The following is a 17,565-nucleotide window of genomic DNA, read 5'->3' as shown; positions in this document are numbered from 1 at the left end:
CGAATCCCAATAGCAATGGCCTCCGGCAGGATCAACCGGAATGTATACCTCAGTGCCTGGTTCCCGGCACTGAGGGGGTGTTGGCGGGTGTTGACACGATGTCAACACACCATTGCATGGTCTAGTATGGTGTCCAGTCCCATCCAGCGACCTGGATGACACCGAACGACCATGGCTCACATCAGATTTCCGCTTACGCCGGAGCGCAGGGGGCGAAATCCTCATGTTGGTGAGTCGGACAAACCGACTCTGCGAAACCGGGCCGAGTTGAACGGCCCGAATCCGCGGTGCGTTCTTCGCGTCTTGACCGAACGGGCTTATACACTTAAGCACGTCGGAATACTTCGACCGGCCGCCGAGCGGCCGGCCGGAGTCCCTCGCACCGGGGGACCTTCGCATTAGTCACGATGGCCGGGTTGTATTTAACCCCGTCGAACTATCGACGCCACGTCATGCGGTTTCAATGGTATCAGTTCCCACGACAGTAGTCGATCAGACGGCGAAAAACGAAGCGACACGATCACGGTAGCGATTTCAAGATATCAGGAGGATTTGAGAATGCATAATTTTATCATCATTTTCATGACGGGGCAAAAAGACATGAGAACACGCGTCAACGGTATGGAACAAGAGAGATATAGAGGGAAACCTTCAGTGTGAACTCTCATTCAGAAGTTCGATTTTAGAAGTCGTGGCACAGAGTTATATGAGTAGCAGTGACTGCACGACCGCTGATCAGTGAAGAAAACGGTGGCGCACTTATCCATCTGTTCGTCTCAATTGCACGGCTACTGGGTGAGCATAAGATAGGGTCCCCACCAGCGAACGGGCCATTTATACCACGGGCGTTTATAAGGGAGGGGACCACATATAAAAGCGAACGATGACGAACCCTGCAGATTCGATCGAGATACAGAACGTAGTTGCATCGACGGGGATCGGACAGGAACTCGACTTAGAGGCGCTCGCAGAGGATCTCCCGGGTGCCGATTTTAATCCGGATAACTTCCCTGGGCTCGTTTACCGGACGCAGGAGCCGAAGGCAGCCGCACTTATCTTCCGGTCCGGCAAGATCGTGTGTACGGGCGCGAAGAGTATCGCCGACGTTCACGAGGCACTGGGAATCATCTTCGAGAAGCTTCGCGGGCTACAGATCCCCGTCGAAGACGACCCGGAGATCACCGTCCAGAATATCGTGTCGAGCGCCGATCTCGGACACAATCTGAACCTCAATGCTCTCGCGATCGGTCTCGGATTAGAAGACGTCGAATACGAGCCGGAGCAATTCCCAGGACTCGTGTACCGGATGGACGAACCCGAGGTCGTGATTCTGCTGTTCGGGAGTGGGAAAATCGTCATCACGGGCGGCAAGCGGACGGACGATGCGGAGGAGGCAGTCGAAGAGATTGTCGAACGGATCGAAGGCCTCGGACTCCTCGGTTGAATCTGTCGGAGACAATCGTCAACCGACGGATGAACCGCAGAAGACGATCCGCTGTCGGCAGCCACGAGATACGTACCAATCCTGTCGAATTCGCTTTTGTGTCGTATCGCGACAGACAGAATCTGGCAGAGTGATCTCGTCATACGGACACCGAAGTGTATCCCGATCCAATAAATCGCCGCGGATCGCGACCGAGGCCGCGGTTTTCAGACTGACCGCCGACCTCAGAACAGCGCCTCGCTCGCGTCGAGCAGGTGGGCGGGGCCGCCGACCTCCCAGACGTCGGTGTCGATCCCGATCTCCGCGATCCGACTCTCGACGTCGTCGACGTGGTCGGCCAGCGTGTTCACGTACACCGACGCGCCGGTGTCCGTCGAGAAGTAGACGGGGACGCCATCCTCGCGGAGTTCGCGGACCGCGTTGAACACGGCGATCGTCTCGGGCTGCCAGTACACCCATCCCGCGGGACCGGTCATGGTGGTGGCCGTAAGCGACAGCGAGTCGTGTTCGGCCGTCTCGAAGATTCGGTCGAACGATCCCTCGCGCAAAGCGTCTGTCATTTCGACGAGCTGGTCCTGTACGTGGGCGGTCCGCGCCTGCATCATGTGGCTCGCGGCCGCCTCGCGGTGCGCCTCCTCCGTCTCCTTGTACGCGGGCACGTGCGCGGCGACGATCCGGAGATCCTCCTCGGGGTCGAACCCGTCGTCGCTCACGCCCACGTCGAGCCGGTGCGACCGGCAGTCGGCGTCGTTGAGCCCGGCGTCGAGCCGCGAGTACGCGCCCGTGACCGCGCGGGCGGCCGAAGAGGAGCCGCGACGGGCGACCGTGGAGACTTCGGGGAGGCTCAAGTCGAGTCCCGCGGCCTCGACGAGCGCGAGCGCGGCGGCCGCGAAGCCGGACGACGAGGAGCCGAAGCCGATGTTCGACGGGAAGGAGTTCTCGCTTTCCAGCCGGACGGCGGCGTCGACGCCGGTCAGTTCGCGGACGTGTTCGACGACATTGTCGATGCGCTCCGCGGCCCGACCCTCCACCTCCTCGCCGCCGATGACGTACACGTCCTCGCGCGCGTCGGGCTGCCACTCGACGGTCGTCGTCGTCGCGGTCGGGGCGGTACAGAGGCTGATGCTGTCGTGGTACGGGAGCCGGAGTTCCTCGTCACGCATCCCGTGGTACTTGACGAGCCCTTGGATCGGGTGGGCTCGCGCGGTGGCCTTCTCGGTCATACCTCGGGAAGCGTCCGGCGGGGGATTAGTCGTTGCGATGGGCGGGAGGTAAGCGTCAAGAGCGCGAGCGAACGCCAACGACGAGGCGTCGAAGTATACGTATCGTCGCCTACTTCCCCCAGAACGGGTCGCGTTTCCGCTTGGTTTCGAGGTACGCCGCGAGCGCCTCGCGCTCGTCGGCCGTGATCTCCTCTTTCAGCTCCTGCTCTAGGATCTTCGCGTGCTTCTCGGGGACCTCGGTCCAGAGCGTGTCGCCCTCCTCGATGTCGCGGCCCACCGTGGGGCCGTCGATGGCGATGCTCACGCGCTCGCCGGCGCGGGCCTCGTCCACGTCGTCGCCCTGTTTCTGGATCCCCGAGAGCTGTCCGACGCGCTCGAACTCGTTGCCCTCGAAGGTGCCGACGTTGCGGTTGTTCTGGACCGTCCCGGAGATGACCTCGACGCCGACCACCGCGGGATCGTTCTGTCGGAAGGTGTGGTCAGGAAGGATGCGGAACCGCGAGGGGCGAACGACCTTGTCGAGCACCGTCTCCTGCTGTGCGCGCTCGCGCTCTTCGACGTAGGTCTCGTAGTCATCGATGAGCTGATAGATGACCTCGTCGGTGAACAGCTTCATGTCCGCGTTTTCGAGCTCGGTCTCCGCGTTCGCGAGCAGATCGACGTTGAATCCCAAGATCGCCTTGTGCTCGTCTTGGTTCGCGGTCTCCGCGACGGCGATGTCGCGCGGCGCGATGTCGCCGACCTCGGCGCGCAGGATGGGGACCTCCGCCTCGCGGAGGGCGTTCGCCATCGCTTCGAGAGAGCCGAGGGTGTCCGCCTTGACGACGACCCCGTCCTCTGCAGTCTCGACCTCGATCTCGGCGAGTTCCGCTTTCACCTCCTCGATCACGCCCTCCAGCGGACGGTCGCGGACGACGCGGACCGGCGCGCCGGCCATCGCCTGATCGAGGTCCGGTGCGGCGATCTTCACGCCGGCCGCGGCCCCGACCTCGGCGACCTTCTCGAACTTCTTCTCCGTGCGGATCTCTTCGAGCGGGCGCGGGCGTAACAGCGCCCTGACCTCGGTGACGATCGGCTCGTTTTGCCCTCCGACGACGATCGTGTCACCGTTGCGGATCACGCCGTCGTACACTACGGTGTCGATGGTGGAACCGAACCCTCGCTCGTCTTTGACCTCCAAGACGGTCCCCTCGCCGGGCCCCTGTACGTCGATCGCCATCTCCTCTTTCATGAACCGCTGAGAGAGGCCCATGAGGACGGTGAGCAGGTCGGGGACGCCCTCGCCGGTGAGCGCCGACAGCGGGACCACGCCGATGTTCTTCTGGAAGTCCTGCACGCGCCAGTAGAGGTCGGCTGAGAACCCCGCGTCGGAGAGCTGGCCGATGATCTCGTAGAGGTTCTCGTTGAGCATGGACTCGGCGCGCTCGGACTGCGCCTCTAGGCTGCGCTGGATCGGCTCGCCGTCCTGCGGGTTCCATCCTGGTGTCGTGTCGGCTTTGTTGGCGGCGACGACGAAGGGTGTTCCCGTGCGTCGGAGGATGTCTATCGCCTCCTCGGTCTGCGGCTGGAAGCCGTCATTGACGTCGACAACGAGCACCGCGATGTCTGCGAGCGCGCCCCCGCGAGCGCGCAGCGTCGAGAAGGAGTGGTGGCCGGGCGTGTCGATGAAAAGGAGCCCCGGGAGATCGAAATCGGTCGGGTCGATGAGTTCGCCCGCCATCCCCGAGATGGTGTCGAGCGGGATGTCCGTCGCCCCGATGTGTTGGGTGATCGCCCCGGCTTCGCCCTCGCTGACGGCGGAGCCGCGGATCGTGTCGAGCAAGCTCGTCTTGCCGTGATCGACGTGGCCCAGCACGGCGACGATCGGCGTCCGAAGAGTGTCCGCGTTTGTGTGGTCGGTCATCAGTGATCGCCCCGAAAAGAATCGGTTACCGGACGTTCCGCCCGGGCGTCAGTTAAGCCTTTCAAAACGCGTCCGTCGTTCCCAAGCCGCGTCGGTCGCCCGTCGGACGCCCCCGTGGCGTTTAAGACCGTCGGCCGGGACGTAGCGCACATGGTAGACATCCTCGCGGAGAACCTCTCCGGGAAGGCGGTGATGAGCTCGGACGGTACGGAGCTCGGCGACCTGTACAACATCACGATGGACCTCAAGTCCGGCGAACTCCGCAATCTGCTGGTGAGTCCCCACGATCAGCTCAGTGCGGACCGACTGAGCTTCGACGTCGACGAGATGGGCCGTCTCAAGGTACCGGTTGCGAACGTGCAGGCGGTGAAAGACTACATCGTCGTCGCCCGCTGATGGAAGTCCTCGACACCTCGGCGTTCATCCACGAGTACACCACCGACGACGATGTCATCTCCGTGCCGGAAGTCCACGACGAACTCACCGGCGAGGGAGCGCTCCGCTTCGACGCGATGGAGGGATCCGGGATGACGATCCACGTCCCCGCCCCGGAGGTGATGGACAACGTCCGCCGCGCCGCGAAGGGCTCCGGCGACGCCGCGGAGCTCTCCGAGACCGACACCCGGCTGATCGCGACCGCGCTCGAGTTGAGCGCGACCCTCGTCACCGACGACTACGCGATGCAGAACGTCGCAGAGCGGCTCGACATCGCGGTCGAGGCCATCGCTCGCGACGGGATCACGGAGGAGCGCGAGTGGCGGTTCCAGTGTGTCGGCTGTAACCGCACGTTCGACGAGAACAAAGAGCGGTGCCCGATCTGCGGGAGCGACCTGACGCGGAAGAACCCGGCGTGACCGTCACGCAGACCGAGTCAGTCCGCTAACTCCGGGTCCGCGTCGAGAACGTCGCCCGCGATCGCTTCTTCACCGGTGCTCGCTTCCTCACCGGCGAGCGCTCTCTCGTCAGCGATCGACCCGTCATCGCCGATTGTCCCTTCATCGATCGTCGTCCCCCCGCCGTCGGCGATCATCTCTTCCTCGAGTATCGTCTCCTCGCCGTCGGTCTCGTCGTCATCGGCGAGCGTGCCCGGAAGCGCCGACGTGTCGAGCCGCGGGAACCGGTCTCTGAGCCGCCGCGCGACGGCCTGCGCCTCCGCGAGTTCGGCCTCAGCGACGGCCGCGACGAGCGCGGCCGCTCGTTCGGCGCGGGCGCGCTGCCACGACTCCTCTCTTGACTGGTACGTTCGAACGGCTCGCAACAGTTCGACCTGTGAGAACTCCGGCCAGTAGGGGGCACAGAAGTAGACCGCGGCCTCGTTGCCGTTGGCGTGCCACGGCAGGAAATTCGATGTGCGCTCGTCGCCGCCGGTGCGCACGATGAGATCGACGTCTCGGACCGGTCGGTCGTAGAGTCGGTCTTCGACGACTCGCGCGTCGACATCGTCGGGATCGAGCTCGCCCTCGTTGACATCCTCGGCGATCGCGCGGGCGGCGTCGAGCAGCTCCGTCCGACCCCCGTACGCGAGCGCCACGTTCAGCGTGAAGCGGTCGTTGTCGGCGGTGCGGCGTTCGGCGTATTCGACTGCGTCGCGCACGCGTTCAGGGAGCCGGTCCACGTCGCCGATTGCCCGAATGCGGACGCCCTGATCGTGGACGCGATCGGCGTCTGCGAACTCGCGGAGCTTGGCTTCGAGGAGGTCGAAGAGCGGTTCCAGCTCCTCGTCCGGGCGCTCGAAGTTCTCGGTCGAGAAGGCGTACAGCGTCAGCTCCGCGACGCCGAGATCCGCACACCAGTCGAGCACGCGCTCGGTGGTGTCGGCCCCGGCGCGGTGGCCGTCGGGCGCGTCAGCGCCGCGTTCGCGCGCGTACCGACGGTTTCCGTCTTGGATAATCGCGACGTGTGCCGGAACGTCTTCGATCTCGCGACGGAGGTGTCGCCGATACGCGCGTTCGACGAGACCGCGAAGCCGATGCAACATACGTTCCGACTGACACGGCCAAGCGGTATGTACTTTTTTGCTTTGCAGACAAATGCGCCCCCTGATGGACGCCGCCTACGTGTTCCGAGTCGAATTTCAGGTCGATCCGCCCGACGCGGTCGTCGACCCCGACCGCTTCGAGACGTCGATGGAGATTCCGGCGCACACGCCCGGTTCGGACGGCTGGCTGTTCTTCCGTGACCGCCTCTGGCGCGGCGAGATCGGCGACGAGCCGTCGTTCAGCCGACTTGCGGCCGATCATCTCGGAGTCGCAGAGGCCGACGGGGTCGAGATTGTCGCTATCCAGTTTCGGGAGCTGCGAACCGATCAGGCGTACCGCGACGCGCTTCGTGACGTGATCGCGGACGATCTCGATCGGTTCAACGCCGACGCGGTCGACGCGGTCGTCCGCAAGTACCTCGGCTCCTCGATCCACGTCCGTGATCGATAGACGCGAGCGACTACTAGGCCCGAGCGACCACCAGAGGTGAGAGGCCGCCCGTGCATCCTTTTCAGGCCGCGGCGGGAGTTCCGGGTATGCCTCCCCTCGATCTTTCCTTGGGACTCGGAACCTCCGGCCTCGACGACCCGGCTGAGTGCACCGCGACCGTCGCCGCTGCACTCGACGCCGGCTACCGCCACGTCGACACCGCACAGATGTACGACAACGAGGCGGCCGTCGGCGACGGAATCGAACGCGCCTGTGCCGATCCGACCGTCGACGTCGAGCGCGAGGATGTGATTGTCGCCACGAAGATTCACCCGACGAATCTCGCGCCCGAGGACGTTCGCCGGACGGCCCGCGAGAGTCTCGATCGACTCGGGCTCGACCGCGTCGACCTCCTGTACGTCCACTGGCCGACCGACGCGTACGAGCCCGAAGCGACGCTCCCGGCCGTCGACGAGCTCCGCGACGACGGGCTCGCGGATCACGTCGGCGTCTCGAACTTCACGCCCGACCTGCTTCGGGAGGCCCGCGAGATACTCGACGCGCCGATCGCGGCCCACCAAGTCGAGTGTCACCCGCGGTTCCAGCAGGCCGAACTCCGCGCGCTCGCCGAGGAGTTCGGCCACCGGCTCGTCGGGTACTCTCCGCTGGCTCGGGGCGCGCTGTTCGACGACGACGCGTTCCTCGAAATAGCCGATCGGAGCGGGCACTCGCCGGCCGTCCTCGCGCTCGCGTGGGCGCTTGCTCGCGACGTGACACCGATCCCGAAGGCGACCGGCGACCACGTTCGAGAGAACCTTCGCGCCGTCGACGCGGACGTGCCTGACTCGACCCTCGCGGCCGTCGACGCGCTTGAGTCCGGCGGCAGACAGATCGATCGCGATGACGCGGCCTGGAACCGCTGACCCGGTCGTACGTTGGTGTTTTTCGACCATGCATTCGGAATCGCGATCACACGGCAGTTAGCCGGGCCTGCAACTCCGCGTCCGCGCGGTCCGCGAGCGCGTCGATCGGCTCGTCGAGGTAGGTCGCCCACTGGTCGAGGAACCCCGAGCGTCCGAGCATCCGGACGACCTCATAGACGGGACGCCGTTCCGCGAACCCCGGCGGAAGTCCGCCGGCGACCTCGCGGTATCCGTCGTGGAGCGCGGTGGCGTACGCCTCGGGACCGGTGCTGTCGAACCCGTTGAGGAGTTGGTCTTCCGCCCGCACGAGGTCTCGCGCCGGATCGCCCACGTGAGCGAGTTCCCAGTCGATCGCGGCGATTCCGTCGTCGACAGTCGTGTCATCGTCGACGGCCGCGTTATCTGCGACGAACAGGTTCGGCATCGCCACGTCTCCGTGGAGCAGCGCCGCCGGCGCGTCGCTGAGGCGACTGCGGTTCGCTTCGACGCAGTCGACGACGGCGTCGTAGTGGCCAGCGAGTCGCTCCGTGGTCCCGATCTCGCGAGTCCGCTCGATCGTCGAACGGAGCACGTCGGGCCACGGGGCCGGGTCGATCGCGATCGCGGGTGTGGCGGCGTCGGCTTCCCCGACGATCTCGCCGTGGGCGTCGAACAGCTCCGCGTGGAGCGTCGCGAGCGTCCGCCCGACACGATAAAGAAGCGCTTCGCGCGCCGAGTTCTCGTCGGCGTCGTTCCACGCGACGGTGAGTTCGCGGCCGGAGACCGGCGCGGTCACGAGGTACGGCGGCGTTCCGTTCCGGTCAGCCGCGAGCACCGACGGAACCGGGATCGAGCGCTCGGCGGCGACGTACCGCAACACGGCCCGCTCGCGGGCGATCCGGGTCCCGTCTCCGTCAACGGCGACCTTACAGAACGCTCGGTCTCCGTCGGCGAACTGGACGCCGAGTGTCTCGTTCGCACCGTTCCACGAGGTCCCAACCTCACATAATTCGGCCACGGGGCGGTCGGGAAACGCGTCGCGAATAACGGACGAGACGACCTCGTTCGCCGCCACGGATCACTCGCCGATTGACCGATCGCGGTCGGCGTACTCGCGCGCGGCGGCGCTGAGTCCCGACGATGTCGTCGACCGCTCTTCTGTTGGCTCCGCTTCTGATTCGACCGTCTCGTCGTCTCTGGCTATCGCCTCTGCCGTGTTCGGGCCGCTCTCGTCGTCTCGCGTCTCTGTGTCTCGCGTGTCGCCGTCGCGGAGATCTGTCGGCTCGGCGTCCGGCGGATAGCTCCGTTCGGCGGGTGGAACGAACGCGGTCTCGACCGCACGGACGATCTCGTCGACGCTCTCGTCGTCGAGGCGATCCGCGTACGCCTCGCGTATCAGGTCTGGGACGGCGTACGCGTAGTGGCCGCGGCCGGCATGGCGGATCAGCCCAGCGCGCCGGATGGGACGGTGTCGGCTGTAGGCGTGTTCGGCGTCCCCGTCGCCGCCGGCGTCGATGTGCGCCGCGACGGGGTCGCTCACGCCCTCGCGCCGGTAATGGCGGAGCATCCCGCGAGAGATGTCGGTGAGGTCGTCGATGCGACCGCGAAGTTCCTCGATGACCGCCTCGCGCGTCCCGAGTTCGACGGCGTCGTCGAACCGGAGCGCACTCTCGGCCACGTCGTCACGGGTGACCGGGTCGACGTCGTCGGCGTCGGGAGACACGTCGTCTGTAGCGTCGACGATGTCCGTATCTTCTGCCTCATCTTCTCTGACCGCGGTGTCGTCGGTTTCGGGGGATTCCTGGGTTTTGGGGGATTCCTTGGTTTCGGGAGACTCCTTGGTTTCGGGAGACTCCTTGGTTTCGGGAGACTCCTTGGTTTCGGGAGACTCCTTGGTTTCGGGCTTCGAGCCTTCGGTGTCTGCGTCCCTGTCCGTCTCGTCGCCGGCCGCCGCGTCGTAGGTGTCGAGATCGGACTGTTCGTCGCGTTCGGCGACCGTCGAAGCGGCGACAGACCGCGCGTCGCCGCCGCGATAGGGAGCTTCGGCCTTGCCGAGCAGCGCCTGTGCGAACTGGTCGGCCATGTTACTCAGGTCGCGGGCCTCCTCTAGCTCCCGTTCGAGTTCGTGGATCCGCTGGCGCTTCTTGTCGAGTTCCTGCCGGAGGTCGGCTAGCTCGGACTCGTGTCGCGCCTGCTCGTCGGAAATGGACTGGAGTTCGCCGACCAGATCGCTGGAGACGGACTTGAGTTCCGGGCGCTCGAAGTCGTCGAGTCCCGGAGTCGCACCGGCATCGAACGTCCGTTTGCGGTGGAACTGGATCCGCCGGATCGACTCGTCCCAGTCGGTCATCAGGAACGCCTCGCCGTCACCGAGGTCCTCGACGGCACTCGCGTACTTCGAACCGAGGATGCGCCCGACGACCTTCGTGTCGTTGTCCCACGTGAGGCGGTGCCAGCAGAGCCAGTCGCACTGGGTGATAAAGTCTTTTTTCACGTCGGCGGGACGCTGGCTGATTCCCACGATCCCGAGGCCGTGTTTCCGGCCGCGCTTGCCCACCTTGATCAGCATCTTGCCCGTCTCGTCCATCCCGCCGCCTTCGGGGATGTACTCGTGGCACTCCTCGACGACAAGCAGGAAGGGCTTCTTGAGGCGCTTCTCTTTCGCGAACAGCTGTTTGACGACTTCCAAGAGCAGTTCGTTGGCGGTGTCCTCTTCGAGGTAGCCGGAGACATCGAGGATGATCGGGACGTTCTCTTCCAGGGCGAGCGTGGCGATCTTCTCGGCATGTTCCGGCGAGACGACGATGTCGCACTCGTCGTCCGCGCCGGCGTGAAGGATTTCGTATTCCTCTTTTAGGCCGTAATATTCCCCATCAGTATCTACGATAAGAACCGGAAATCCGTTACCAAGGAGGTTCTCGATGACGACGCTCGCGGTGTTGCTCTTGCCGGATCCGCTCTTACCGGTGATAAACGAGCGACCGGTGAGCACGTCGACGACCGGTAGTTCGACCGGCGATCCCGGTTCGGCCGTCGCGTCGCCGCCGATCCCCTCGCTGACGTCCGCGACGTGGATCGTCTCCTGCTCGGTCATATACGGTACAGCGTCCGCCCGCCCAATAAACCCCGCTGGACCGCCAGATGAGATCTCCGCTGGACCGCCAGATGAGATCTCGCTGGACCGCCGGATGAGATCTCGCTGGACCACCGGATGCGATAACTGGGAGTTCGCGCTCGCGGTGGATCGTCACGCCGACCGAACACGGTCGGACAAACGATTAAGAGCGTCGTCGTACTCGGTCGACGCATGCGACTCGACACCCTCGGGATCGATTCCTCCGTATCGGTGCTGTTCCCGCCGGAGTTTCTGGCAGAGCAGCTGTCAGACCTCTCTATCGATATCGACGTCCTCGACGAATCCGTCGGAACCGACGGTAAAGATGGAGCGCCGGCAACGACGTGTGACGCGATCGTCACGTTCGAACACCGGGAGTCGTTCGTCGACCTCGACTGGATCCACTCGATTCAGGCAGGCGTCGACCGGTTCCCGCAGGATCGGCTCGAAGACGCGGGCGTCGCCCTCACGAACAGCACCGGGATCCACGGCGACGCGATCGGCGAGACCGTCGCCGGCTATCTGCTCGCCTTTTCGCGGCGGCTTCACGAACACATCCGCGATCAGGAGCGGCGCGAGTGGAGTCAGCCGGACTGGGACGAGGCGTGGACGATAGCCGGCGAGCGCGCGTGCGTCGTCGGACTCGGGAGTCTCGGCCGCGGCGTCGTCGATCGGCTCTCTGCGCTCGGCGTCGACGTCGACGGCGTTCGGCGGACACCCGTGCCAGAGCCCGGTGTCGACCGGGTACACACGCCCGGAGAACTGGAGCGCGCCGTTGCCGACGCGCGGTTCGTCGTGCTGACGGTGCCGCTCACCGACGAGACCGAGGGCATGATCGACCGGCGCGTGTTCGACGCGATGCCCGACGACGCGTACCTGATAAACGTGGCCCGTGGAGGCGTCGTCGATCAATCTGCACTCGTGTCGGCGCTCGAAGCCGGCGATATCGCCGGCGCGGCGCTCGACGTCTTCGAGCGCGAACCGCTTCCGGAGACCTCGGCGCTGTGGGAGATGGACGAGGTCATCGTGACCCCGCACTGCGCGGCGTTCACACACCGATACGGCGAGCACGTGGCCTCGATCGTCCGTGAGAACGTCCGGCGGGCGCGCGCCGGTGAGGCGCTGACGAACCGCGTGTTGTGAGAGAGTTGAGGGAGTTGAGGGAGTTGAGGGAGTTGAGAGAGTTGAGGGAGTTGAGAGAGTTGAGGGAGTTGAGGGAGTTGGTCGACTAACTGAACGGCCGCACTACAGCGCCGGCGGCCCGTCGCGGCCGATCACGATCACTTGCCCCTCGATATCTTCGAGGGCGGCCACGCGCCCGCCGATATCGACTCGGCCGTCCGTCGTTTCGACGACGAGGGACGCCACTTCCTCGCTGTCCTCGAACGCGAGATCGACGACTCGGCCACTGACCGTGACGGATTCGCCCGTTTCGATGTCTCGTCCCTCGACGCTCGCGTAAAACTCGCCGGTCTCGGACTCGTCACCGGTCCCGGATTCGCTGCCGCCTTCGGACTCGCCGGCCTCGCGACTGAACTCGCGGATGTCCTTGACCGCTCTCCGGATCGACGCGTAGCGTCGTGGGAACGGACGCTCCGTGCCGTCGGCCGCGAGCGTCTCGGCGGTCGTCCAGAGAACCGTCCCGAAGAAACCGGAGACGAGGAACCCGAGCGCGGAGCGGTTGAAGATGACGCCGTATCGCTCGCGGTCGTCGCGGAGGGCGTCCTGCGTCGCGTACACGGAGTATTCCCCGTCGGCGACGGCGAGGATCGGCGTGGTGATCCCCCGGCGCGCGCGAGCGATTGTCGCGACCTCGAGGTAGTCGAACTCATCCGGATCGGGGGCCTTCGACGCTGGCGTGACGAGGAGCTCGACGCTCACGCCGTCGGCAACCTTGGCCGCGAGATCGTCGCGGAATCGGCGGAGGAGTGCGGGCGTGAGCGACACCGCCAGCTCAAACTCGGCGCTCTCTATCACCTCTTCGACGTAGCGGAGGATCGTCGACCGCGACTTCACCAGCGAGACGGCCTCGGTCTCTCGCGTCGGCGCGGTGTATCTGGCTTCGAGCTCGTCGACCATCTCCGTGAACGACGACCGGAGGTCACCGAAGGCGTCCTCGGGATCGACGGCGACGATCTTCATCGGACGCGACTCGCGAAGTTCCACGAGCCCGCGGTCAGAGAGACTTCGGACGGTGTCGTACACCCGTGGCTGTGGAATATCGGTCTTGTCGGCGATGTCGCTCGCCGTCAGTTCCCCGTGTTCTAACACCGCGAGGTACGCGTCGATCTCGTACTCGCCGAGATTGAATCGGTCCCCGACGCGATCGAGCGTGCCGCGGAGATCGTCTGTCATGGGCGGTCTGACGTACCCCTCTGGTATAGGTTTTTACTATGAGTCGAGTTGCACGGGTTTTCAGACCGGGATTCTTTGCGTGTATTCAGTGTCGACAGCGTAGGCATCTACCTGTTGACTAGTGCACGTTTACCCAATCTTCAGATTTAGACTACATATACATCCGATCGTAGGCCCCCTCGGGTTCACGTTCCTCGATACGCTCTGCGAGTCCCTCGTAGTACTGGCGGATCTCGGCGGCAAAGGCTTCCAACGGACCGGAATCCACGCCGAGGTCGTACGTGGCGTCGATCGTGTCCACGAGCCGGACTGCCGCCTCGACGTCGGGTGCTTGCGCGTGAACCGGCGTGATGAAGACGCCGACGCCCAACGGGGAGTTCATTCCGTGTTCGAGCAGTGACGCGTTGGCCCCGTCGAGGAACCCAGTTTCCATCGGCGGAACCCTTCCATCTTCGAGTTGCGCGGTGCGGTAGTCGTCGGTCGCAACGTAGAACGTCTTGTGCGCGTCGGGGCCATGTGGGATCGGGACGCCCGCGAGCACCACGACCTCGGCGACCTCTTCCGCCTCTGTCCAGTCGAGGATCGACGTCGCCAGCCGCTCGCCGAGCACCGGCGGGACGAACTGCTCTCCGACGAGAATGGTTACGTCGACATCGTCAGCCGAGTACAGTCGGATCGAGTGGCGTGGTCGTCCCTTCTCGAAGGGCGTGATCGACGGCAGATCGGCAGTGCTCACGTGCCCGATCGTTTCGAGTTCGAGGTTATCGACGAGATAGTCAACGGCGGTGAGACCGGCGAGCCCGAATGACGAAAATCCAGCCACGAGCACGTCGTTTGGCGACAGATCATGGGTGACACTGAAAGAGGGGGATCCCAGCGGTGAGTGTGACATACTTGGAATTCGGTAGTCGAGGTGTTAATCATTTCCCGGATGGGATACGATGAGGGTGAATGGAGAAGAGAGTGAATGGTGGTGAGAGTCGTCGGGATTCTCGGGAACCCCTCGGGAGAAACCCTTTTTCGGGTGGCCGACGGCAGATTCGCTATGACGCGCCCCGACGCGATCGGTCTCACCGCGAACGCCGCCGCGATCCCGTTTGCGGACTGGGTCGCGCGGCTGCCGTCGCTTCCGGGACCGGCGTTGTCGTCGCTTCCGGGCTCGGGACTGCTGATCGTTCTCGTATCCGCCGGAATCGGCGTACTCGTGTCGAAGTTTCTCGTACGGCTCATCGGTCGGCCGGTTGCGCGTCGAGTGTCTCGACAGAGCGTCGCACAGACCATCGTTCGGGGAGTCCGAGTCGGAACGATCACGCTCGCGACGCTTATCGGACTCGGAGTTGCCGGCTTCCAGTTCGCCGATCTGCTTCTCGGAACTGCGGTCTTTTCCGCCGTGATCGGTATCATCCTCGCACCGATCGTGGGGAACTTCATCAACGGAATCTTCGTGCTCGCCGATCAGCCGTTCGAAATCGGCGACATGATCGAACTGGAGAACGGAACGACCGGATTCGTCGATGATATCACGATCCGCTACACGAAGATATTCACGCTCGATAACACGTTCATCGTCGTGCCGAACGGGACCATGCGCGAGCGCGATGTGACGAATTTCTCGGCCGAAGACGAACGGACGCGTCGGACGATCGACGTGCTCGTCACCTACGAGAGCGACATTCCCGAAGCGCGTCGTCTCATCGAACGGGGCGCGCGCGACTGCGACGCCGTGATCGACGGCGGTCCGGACATCCGCGTGGGTGTCGCTCGGTACACGGCCAGCCCCGACTGTCGATTGCACGAGTTCGGCGACGACGGGGTGTTACTCCGGCTCCGCTACTGGGTGAAAAAGCCCTACAAGCTCGCGAAGGTGCAGTCCGACGTGAACACTCGAATCCGCGAGCGGCTCGCCGACGCCGATGTCGAGATGGCGTACCCGCACCGCCACCTCGTCTTCGACGACACGTCCGGCGTGGCCCGCATCGACGGACCCGCCGATGCCGCCAGCGGTGACGGCCCCACCACAGAGGAGTTCAAGGCCGATGTCGCCGACGAGGATATTGCTGCGGAGGATGCCGCCGACGCGGTCCCTGCCGACGAGGATGACGACGAGACCGCGATCGACGATCGAATTCTAGACGACAACGACATGGGAACCCCGGACACAAGCGGCTCTGCTGAGCATACCGATACTGGAAGTGAGAGAGACACGGGAGGCGGCCAAAACGCGGTCGGACGCCGCCCCGATGATGTCTCGGCTGATGAGGGTGATGGAAACTCCTCGTCGTGACGTGACCGACGGTCCGGGCATCCGATACGTGTTCTGGTTTATAATCCCGAATTCTGTATATTTACTGATGATACATTGTTGATATATAGTTGATATATTGTCTTTTTATTGTACAAATTTTGATGTTATCTATACGATGCTGATGATGGTGCAGGCTCTACCGCGCGCGGATCGGAAAGGTGATGCGCTACAATCTCCCTATATATACGAGTGAGTGACGAGCCCTCCAAGGAGTCGTCAGGCTCCGATCAGTCCGATACCTCGTCCGACGAAACTACAGCGACCGGCGGTGGTCGGACAGATGACGACACATCAAGCGTCGATGAGGGGATATCTGACGACGTATCGGACGGAGGTGAGAAGACCTCTGACGACGACACGATGAGCGACGCCGGAATTTCTGTGGAGTCGATCACGGAAGGGAGCCTCGTTGGACCTCTGTTCCGCCTTGCGTGGCCGATCGTGATGATCCAGTTGCTACAGGTGACGTACAACGTCGTCGACACCCTGTATCTGGGGCGGTTATCAGCTGACGCGGTCGGCGCGATCAGCCTTGCGTTTCCGCTGATATTCCTACTCATTGCCGTCGCCGGCGGGTTCACGACCGCGGGTGCGATACTTGTGGCACAGTACACCGGTGCCGACGGCGATCAGTCCGCGGGGCTTGTCGCCGGACAGACGATGGTCACCGTCGCGATCCTATCGGTGTTTATCGGCGTCGGCGGCTACCTCTACACCCGTCCCGCTCTGGAACTTCTCCCGAGCGATCCACAGACGGCTGCGGCGGTCATTCCCCTCGCCGCAGACTATATGGAAGTTATCTTCGCCGGGATTCCGCTGATGTTCGGTTTCTTCGTCTTCTCCGCACTGATGCGCGGATACGGAGATACCCGAACACCGATGGCAGTGATGATCGTGTCCGTCTTCCTGAACGTGCTCCTCGACCCGTTTTTGATATTTGGATTCGCGGACAATCCGCTCTTCGGGTGGCTCACCGAAGTTCCGATCGTTTCGTCGCTCGATCCGCTGACGATTCAAGCGTCCGCGCTCGCAGCAACCGGGTTCACCGGACTCGGGATCGAGGGCGCTGCGATAGCGACGATCTTCTCCCGTGGGGTTGCCACCGCGATCGGCGTATGGGTGTTGTTCGCGACCGACCTCGGTCCGACGGTCGGCCTCGAACACCTCCGGCCAGACACGGAGTTCATCGGTGACATCTTCCGTCTCGGACTCCCCTCCAGCGTCGAGCAGACGACGAGCGCGCTGGCGATGATCACACTCACCGCCATGATCGTGACGTTCTCGCCACCGGTTGTCGCCGCGTACGGGCTAGGGAACCGACTCATCTCTCTCGTGTTCCTCCCCGCGATGGGGCTCGGACGGGCGATCGACACGATGGTTGGCCAGAACCTCGGTGCCGATCGCGCCGACCGCGCGGCGCGTGCGGTCAGACTCGCCGCCGGGACCGGCGCGGGCGTCATGTTCCTCGTTGCCGTCGTCGCTGTCACGTTCACAGAGCCGATCGTCGGCGTGTTTCTGGGAGATGTTCCCGACGCGCCCGCGACCATCTCGTACGCCGTCGAGTACGTGCGGATCCGATCGGTCGAGTTCGCGTTCATCGGCGTTTCGCAGGTCATTCTCGGCGCGTTCCGCGGTGCCGGGAACACGAAGACAGCGATGGTTATCTCGATTCTCACGCTCTGGGTTGGCCGAGTCGCGAGTGTTTCCTACCTCGTCTTCGTCGCCGGGTGGGGCGAAACTGGGGTCTGGGTCGGGATGGCGATCGGAAACATCCTCGGGGCGGCCGTCGGCGTCGCGTGGTTCGCACGTGGTACGTGGTCCGAGCGGTATATCGACGATCCCACGCGCGATGTCGATCCAGCGGGCGATGACTGACTTCGAGCGGTTCAAGTAGTCGGTAACTGACAACT

The 17,565-nt window shown here is 64.1% G+C and carries 15 protein-coding genes; 8 read left to right on the top strand and 7 right to left on the bottom strand.

The genetic code is table 11. The features are described from left to right. The first annotated feature begins 883 nt into the window (after positions 1-883). Complete coding sequence (locus NO887_RS12280) at positions 884-1,444, top strand: TATA-box-binding protein (RefSeq protein ID WP_256418577.1); 561 nt, start codon at positions 884-886, stop codon at positions 1,442-1,444. Positions 1,445-1,668: 224 nt separating this feature from the next. Here NO887_RS12280 and mvaD read toward each other — a convergent pair whose 3' ends face one another. Next, entirely contained in the window at positions 1,669-2,667 is a 999-nt protein-coding gene (mvaD, locus tag NO887_RS12275; protein ID WP_256418576.1) for a phosphomevalonate decarboxylase MvaD, read from the bottom strand. 109 nt (positions 2,668-2,776) lie between these two features. After that, complete coding sequence (infB, locus tag NO887_RS12270; RefSeq protein ID WP_256418575.1) at positions 2,777-4,570, bottom strand: translation initiation factor IF-2; 1,794 nt, start codon at positions 4,568-4,570, stop codon at positions 2,777-2,779. Between the two features lie 150 nt (positions 4,571-4,720). On the opposite strand from infB, the gene NO887_RS12265 reads away from it, so the two are divergent. Then, on the top strand, positions 4,721-4,966 hold the full coding sequence (locus NO887_RS12265) for a PRC-barrel domain-containing protein (protein ID WP_256418574.1): 246 nt from the start codon (positions 4,721-4,723) through the stop codon (positions 4,964-4,966). Continuing rightward, positions 4,966-5,424: an NOB1 family endonuclease gene (locus NO887_RS12260; protein ID WP_256418573.1), complete on the top strand. Its 459-nt coding sequence runs from the start codon at positions 4,966-4,968 to the stop codon at positions 5,422-5,424. The genes NO887_RS12265 and NO887_RS12260 overlap by 1 nt, the downstream gene beginning before the upstream one ends. A gap of 17 nt (positions 5,425-5,441) precedes the next feature. Here the strand turns inward: NO887_RS12260 and uppS are convergent, their stop codons facing one another. Then, positions 5,442-6,548: a polyprenyl diphosphate synthase gene (gene uppS, locus NO887_RS12255; RefSeq protein WP_256418572.1), complete on the bottom strand. Its 1,107-nt coding sequence runs from the start codon at positions 6,546-6,548 to the stop codon at positions 5,442-5,444. A gap of 64 nt (positions 6,549-6,612) precedes the next feature. Between uppS and lwrS the strand changes: the two genes are divergently transcribed. Next, complete coding sequence (gene lwrS, locus NO887_RS12250; RefSeq protein ID WP_256418571.1) at positions 6,613-6,999, top strand: LWR-salt protein; 387 nt, start codon at positions 6,613-6,615, stop codon at positions 6,997-6,999. Positions 7,000-7,085: 86 nt separating this feature from the next. Beyond that, on the top strand, positions 7,086-7,901 hold the full coding sequence (locus tag NO887_RS12245; protein ID WP_256418570.1) for an aldo/keto reductase: 816 nt from the start codon (positions 7,086-7,088) through the stop codon (positions 7,899-7,901). Positions 7,902-7,947: 46 nt separating this feature from the next. Here NO887_RS12245 and NO887_RS12240 read toward each other — a convergent pair whose 3' ends face one another. After that, complete coding sequence (locus NO887_RS12240; RefSeq protein WP_256418569.1) at positions 7,948-8,955, bottom strand: phosphotransferase family protein; 1,008 nt, start codon at positions 8,953-8,955, stop codon at positions 7,948-7,950. Positions 8,956-8,958: 3 nt separating this feature from the next. After that, positions 8,959-10,974, bottom strand: coding sequence for an ATP-binding protein (locus NO887_RS12235; RefSeq protein WP_256418568.1), 2,016 nt, complete (start codon positions 10,972-10,974; stop codon positions 8,959-8,961). A gap of 213 nt (positions 10,975-11,187) precedes the next feature. Between NO887_RS12235 and ddh the strand changes: the two genes are divergently transcribed. Next, complete coding sequence (gene ddh, locus NO887_RS12230; RefSeq protein WP_256418567.1) at positions 11,188-12,138, top strand: D-2-hydroxyacid dehydrogenase; 951 nt, start codon at positions 11,188-11,190, stop codon at positions 12,136-12,138. A gap of 102 nt (positions 12,139-12,240) precedes the next feature. Here the strand turns inward: ddh and trmB are convergent, their stop codons facing one another. After that, complete coding sequence (gene trmB, locus NO887_RS12225) at positions 12,241-13,350, bottom strand: HTH-type sugar sensing transcriptional regulator TrmB (protein WP_256418566.1); 1,110 nt, start codon at positions 13,348-13,350, stop codon at positions 12,241-12,243. A gap of 151 nt (positions 13,351-13,501) precedes the next feature. Beyond that, positions 13,502-14,242 carry a proteasome assembly chaperone family protein gene (locus NO887_RS12220; RefSeq protein ID WP_256418565.1) on the bottom strand — a complete coding sequence of 247 codons (741 nt, stop codon included), beginning with the start codon at positions 14,240-14,242 and terminating at the stop codon, positions 13,502-13,504. 153 nt (positions 14,243-14,395) lie between these two features. Here NO887_RS12220 and NO887_RS12215 point away from each other — a divergent pair, with 153 nt between their 5' ends. Both NO887_RS12215 and NO887_RS12210 read left to right on the top strand, forming a co-directional pair. Continuing rightward, positions 14,396-15,634: a mechanosensitive ion channel family protein gene (locus tag NO887_RS12215; protein WP_303652313.1), complete on the top strand. Its 1,239-nt coding sequence runs from the start codon at positions 14,396-14,398 to the stop codon at positions 15,632-15,634. Positions 15,635-15,844: 210 nt separating this feature from the next. After that, positions 15,845-17,530: an MATE family efflux transporter gene (locus NO887_RS12210; protein WP_256418563.1), complete on the top strand. Its 1,686-nt coding sequence runs from the start codon at positions 15,845-15,847 to the stop codon at positions 17,528-17,530. The last annotated feature ends 35 nt before the right edge of the window (positions 17,531-17,565 follow it).

The sequence above is a fragment of the Halorubrum laminariae genome, from assembly GCF_024494655.1.
Lineage (GTDB): Archaea > Halobacteriota > Halobacteria > Halobacteriales > Haloferacaceae > Halorubrum > Halorubrum laminariae.
The sequence above is the reverse complement of the archived record's forward strand: the minus strand, read 5'-3'. Positions and strand labels throughout refer to the sequence as shown.

What these genes read in the sequence shown, in the direction of transcription:
- ddh (WP_256418567.1), top strand. Translation starts at nt 11,188, where the DNA reads ATGCGACTCGACACCCTCGGGATCGATTCCTCCGTATCGGTGCTGTTC.
- uppS (WP_256418572.1), bottom strand. Translation starts at nt 6,548, where the DNA reads ATGTTGCATCGGCTTCGCGGTCTCGTCGAACGCGCGTATCGGCGACAC.
- infB (WP_256418575.1), bottom strand. Translation starts at nt 4,570, where the DNA reads ATGACCGACCACACAAACGCGGACACTCTTCGGACGCCGATCGTCGCC.
- NO887_RS12265 (WP_256418574.1), top strand. Translation starts at nt 4,721, where the DNA reads ATGGTAGACATCCTCGCGGAGAACCTCTCCGGGAAGGCGGTGATGAGC.
- NO887_RS12220 (WP_256418565.1), bottom strand. Translation starts at nt 14,242, where the DNA reads ATGTCACACTCACCGCTGGGATCCCCCTCTTTCAGTGTCACCCATGAT.
- NO887_RS12280 (WP_256418577.1), top strand. Translation starts at nt 884, where the DNA reads ATGACGAACCCTGCAGATTCGATCGAGATACAGAACGTAGTTGCATCG.
- NO887_RS12260 (WP_256418573.1), top strand. Translation starts at nt 4,966, where the DNA reads ATGGAAGTCCTCGACACCTCGGCGTTCATCCACGAGTACACCACCGAC.
- NO887_RS12215 (WP_303652313.1), top strand. Translation starts at nt 14,396, where the DNA reads ATGACGCGCCCCGACGCGATCGGTCTCACCGCGAACGCCGCCGCGATC.
- mvaD (WP_256418576.1), bottom strand. Translation starts at nt 2,667, where the DNA reads ATGACCGAGAAGGCCACCGCGCGAGCCCACCCGATCCAAGGGCTCGTC.
- trmB (WP_256418566.1), bottom strand. Translation starts at nt 13,350, where the DNA reads ATGACAGACGATCTCCGCGGCACGCTCGATCGCGTCGGGGACCGATTC.
- lwrS (WP_256418571.1), top strand. Translation starts at nt 6,613, where the DNA reads ATGGACGCCGCCTACGTGTTCCGAGTCGAATTTCAGGTCGATCCGCCC.
- NO887_RS12235 (WP_256418568.1), bottom strand. Translation starts at nt 10,974, where the DNA reads ATGACCGAGCAGGAGACGATCCACGTCGCGGACGTCAGCGAGGGGATC.
- NO887_RS12245 (WP_256418570.1), top strand. Translation starts at nt 7,086, where the DNA reads ATGCCTCCCCTCGATCTTTCCTTGGGACTCGGAACCTCCGGCCTCGAC.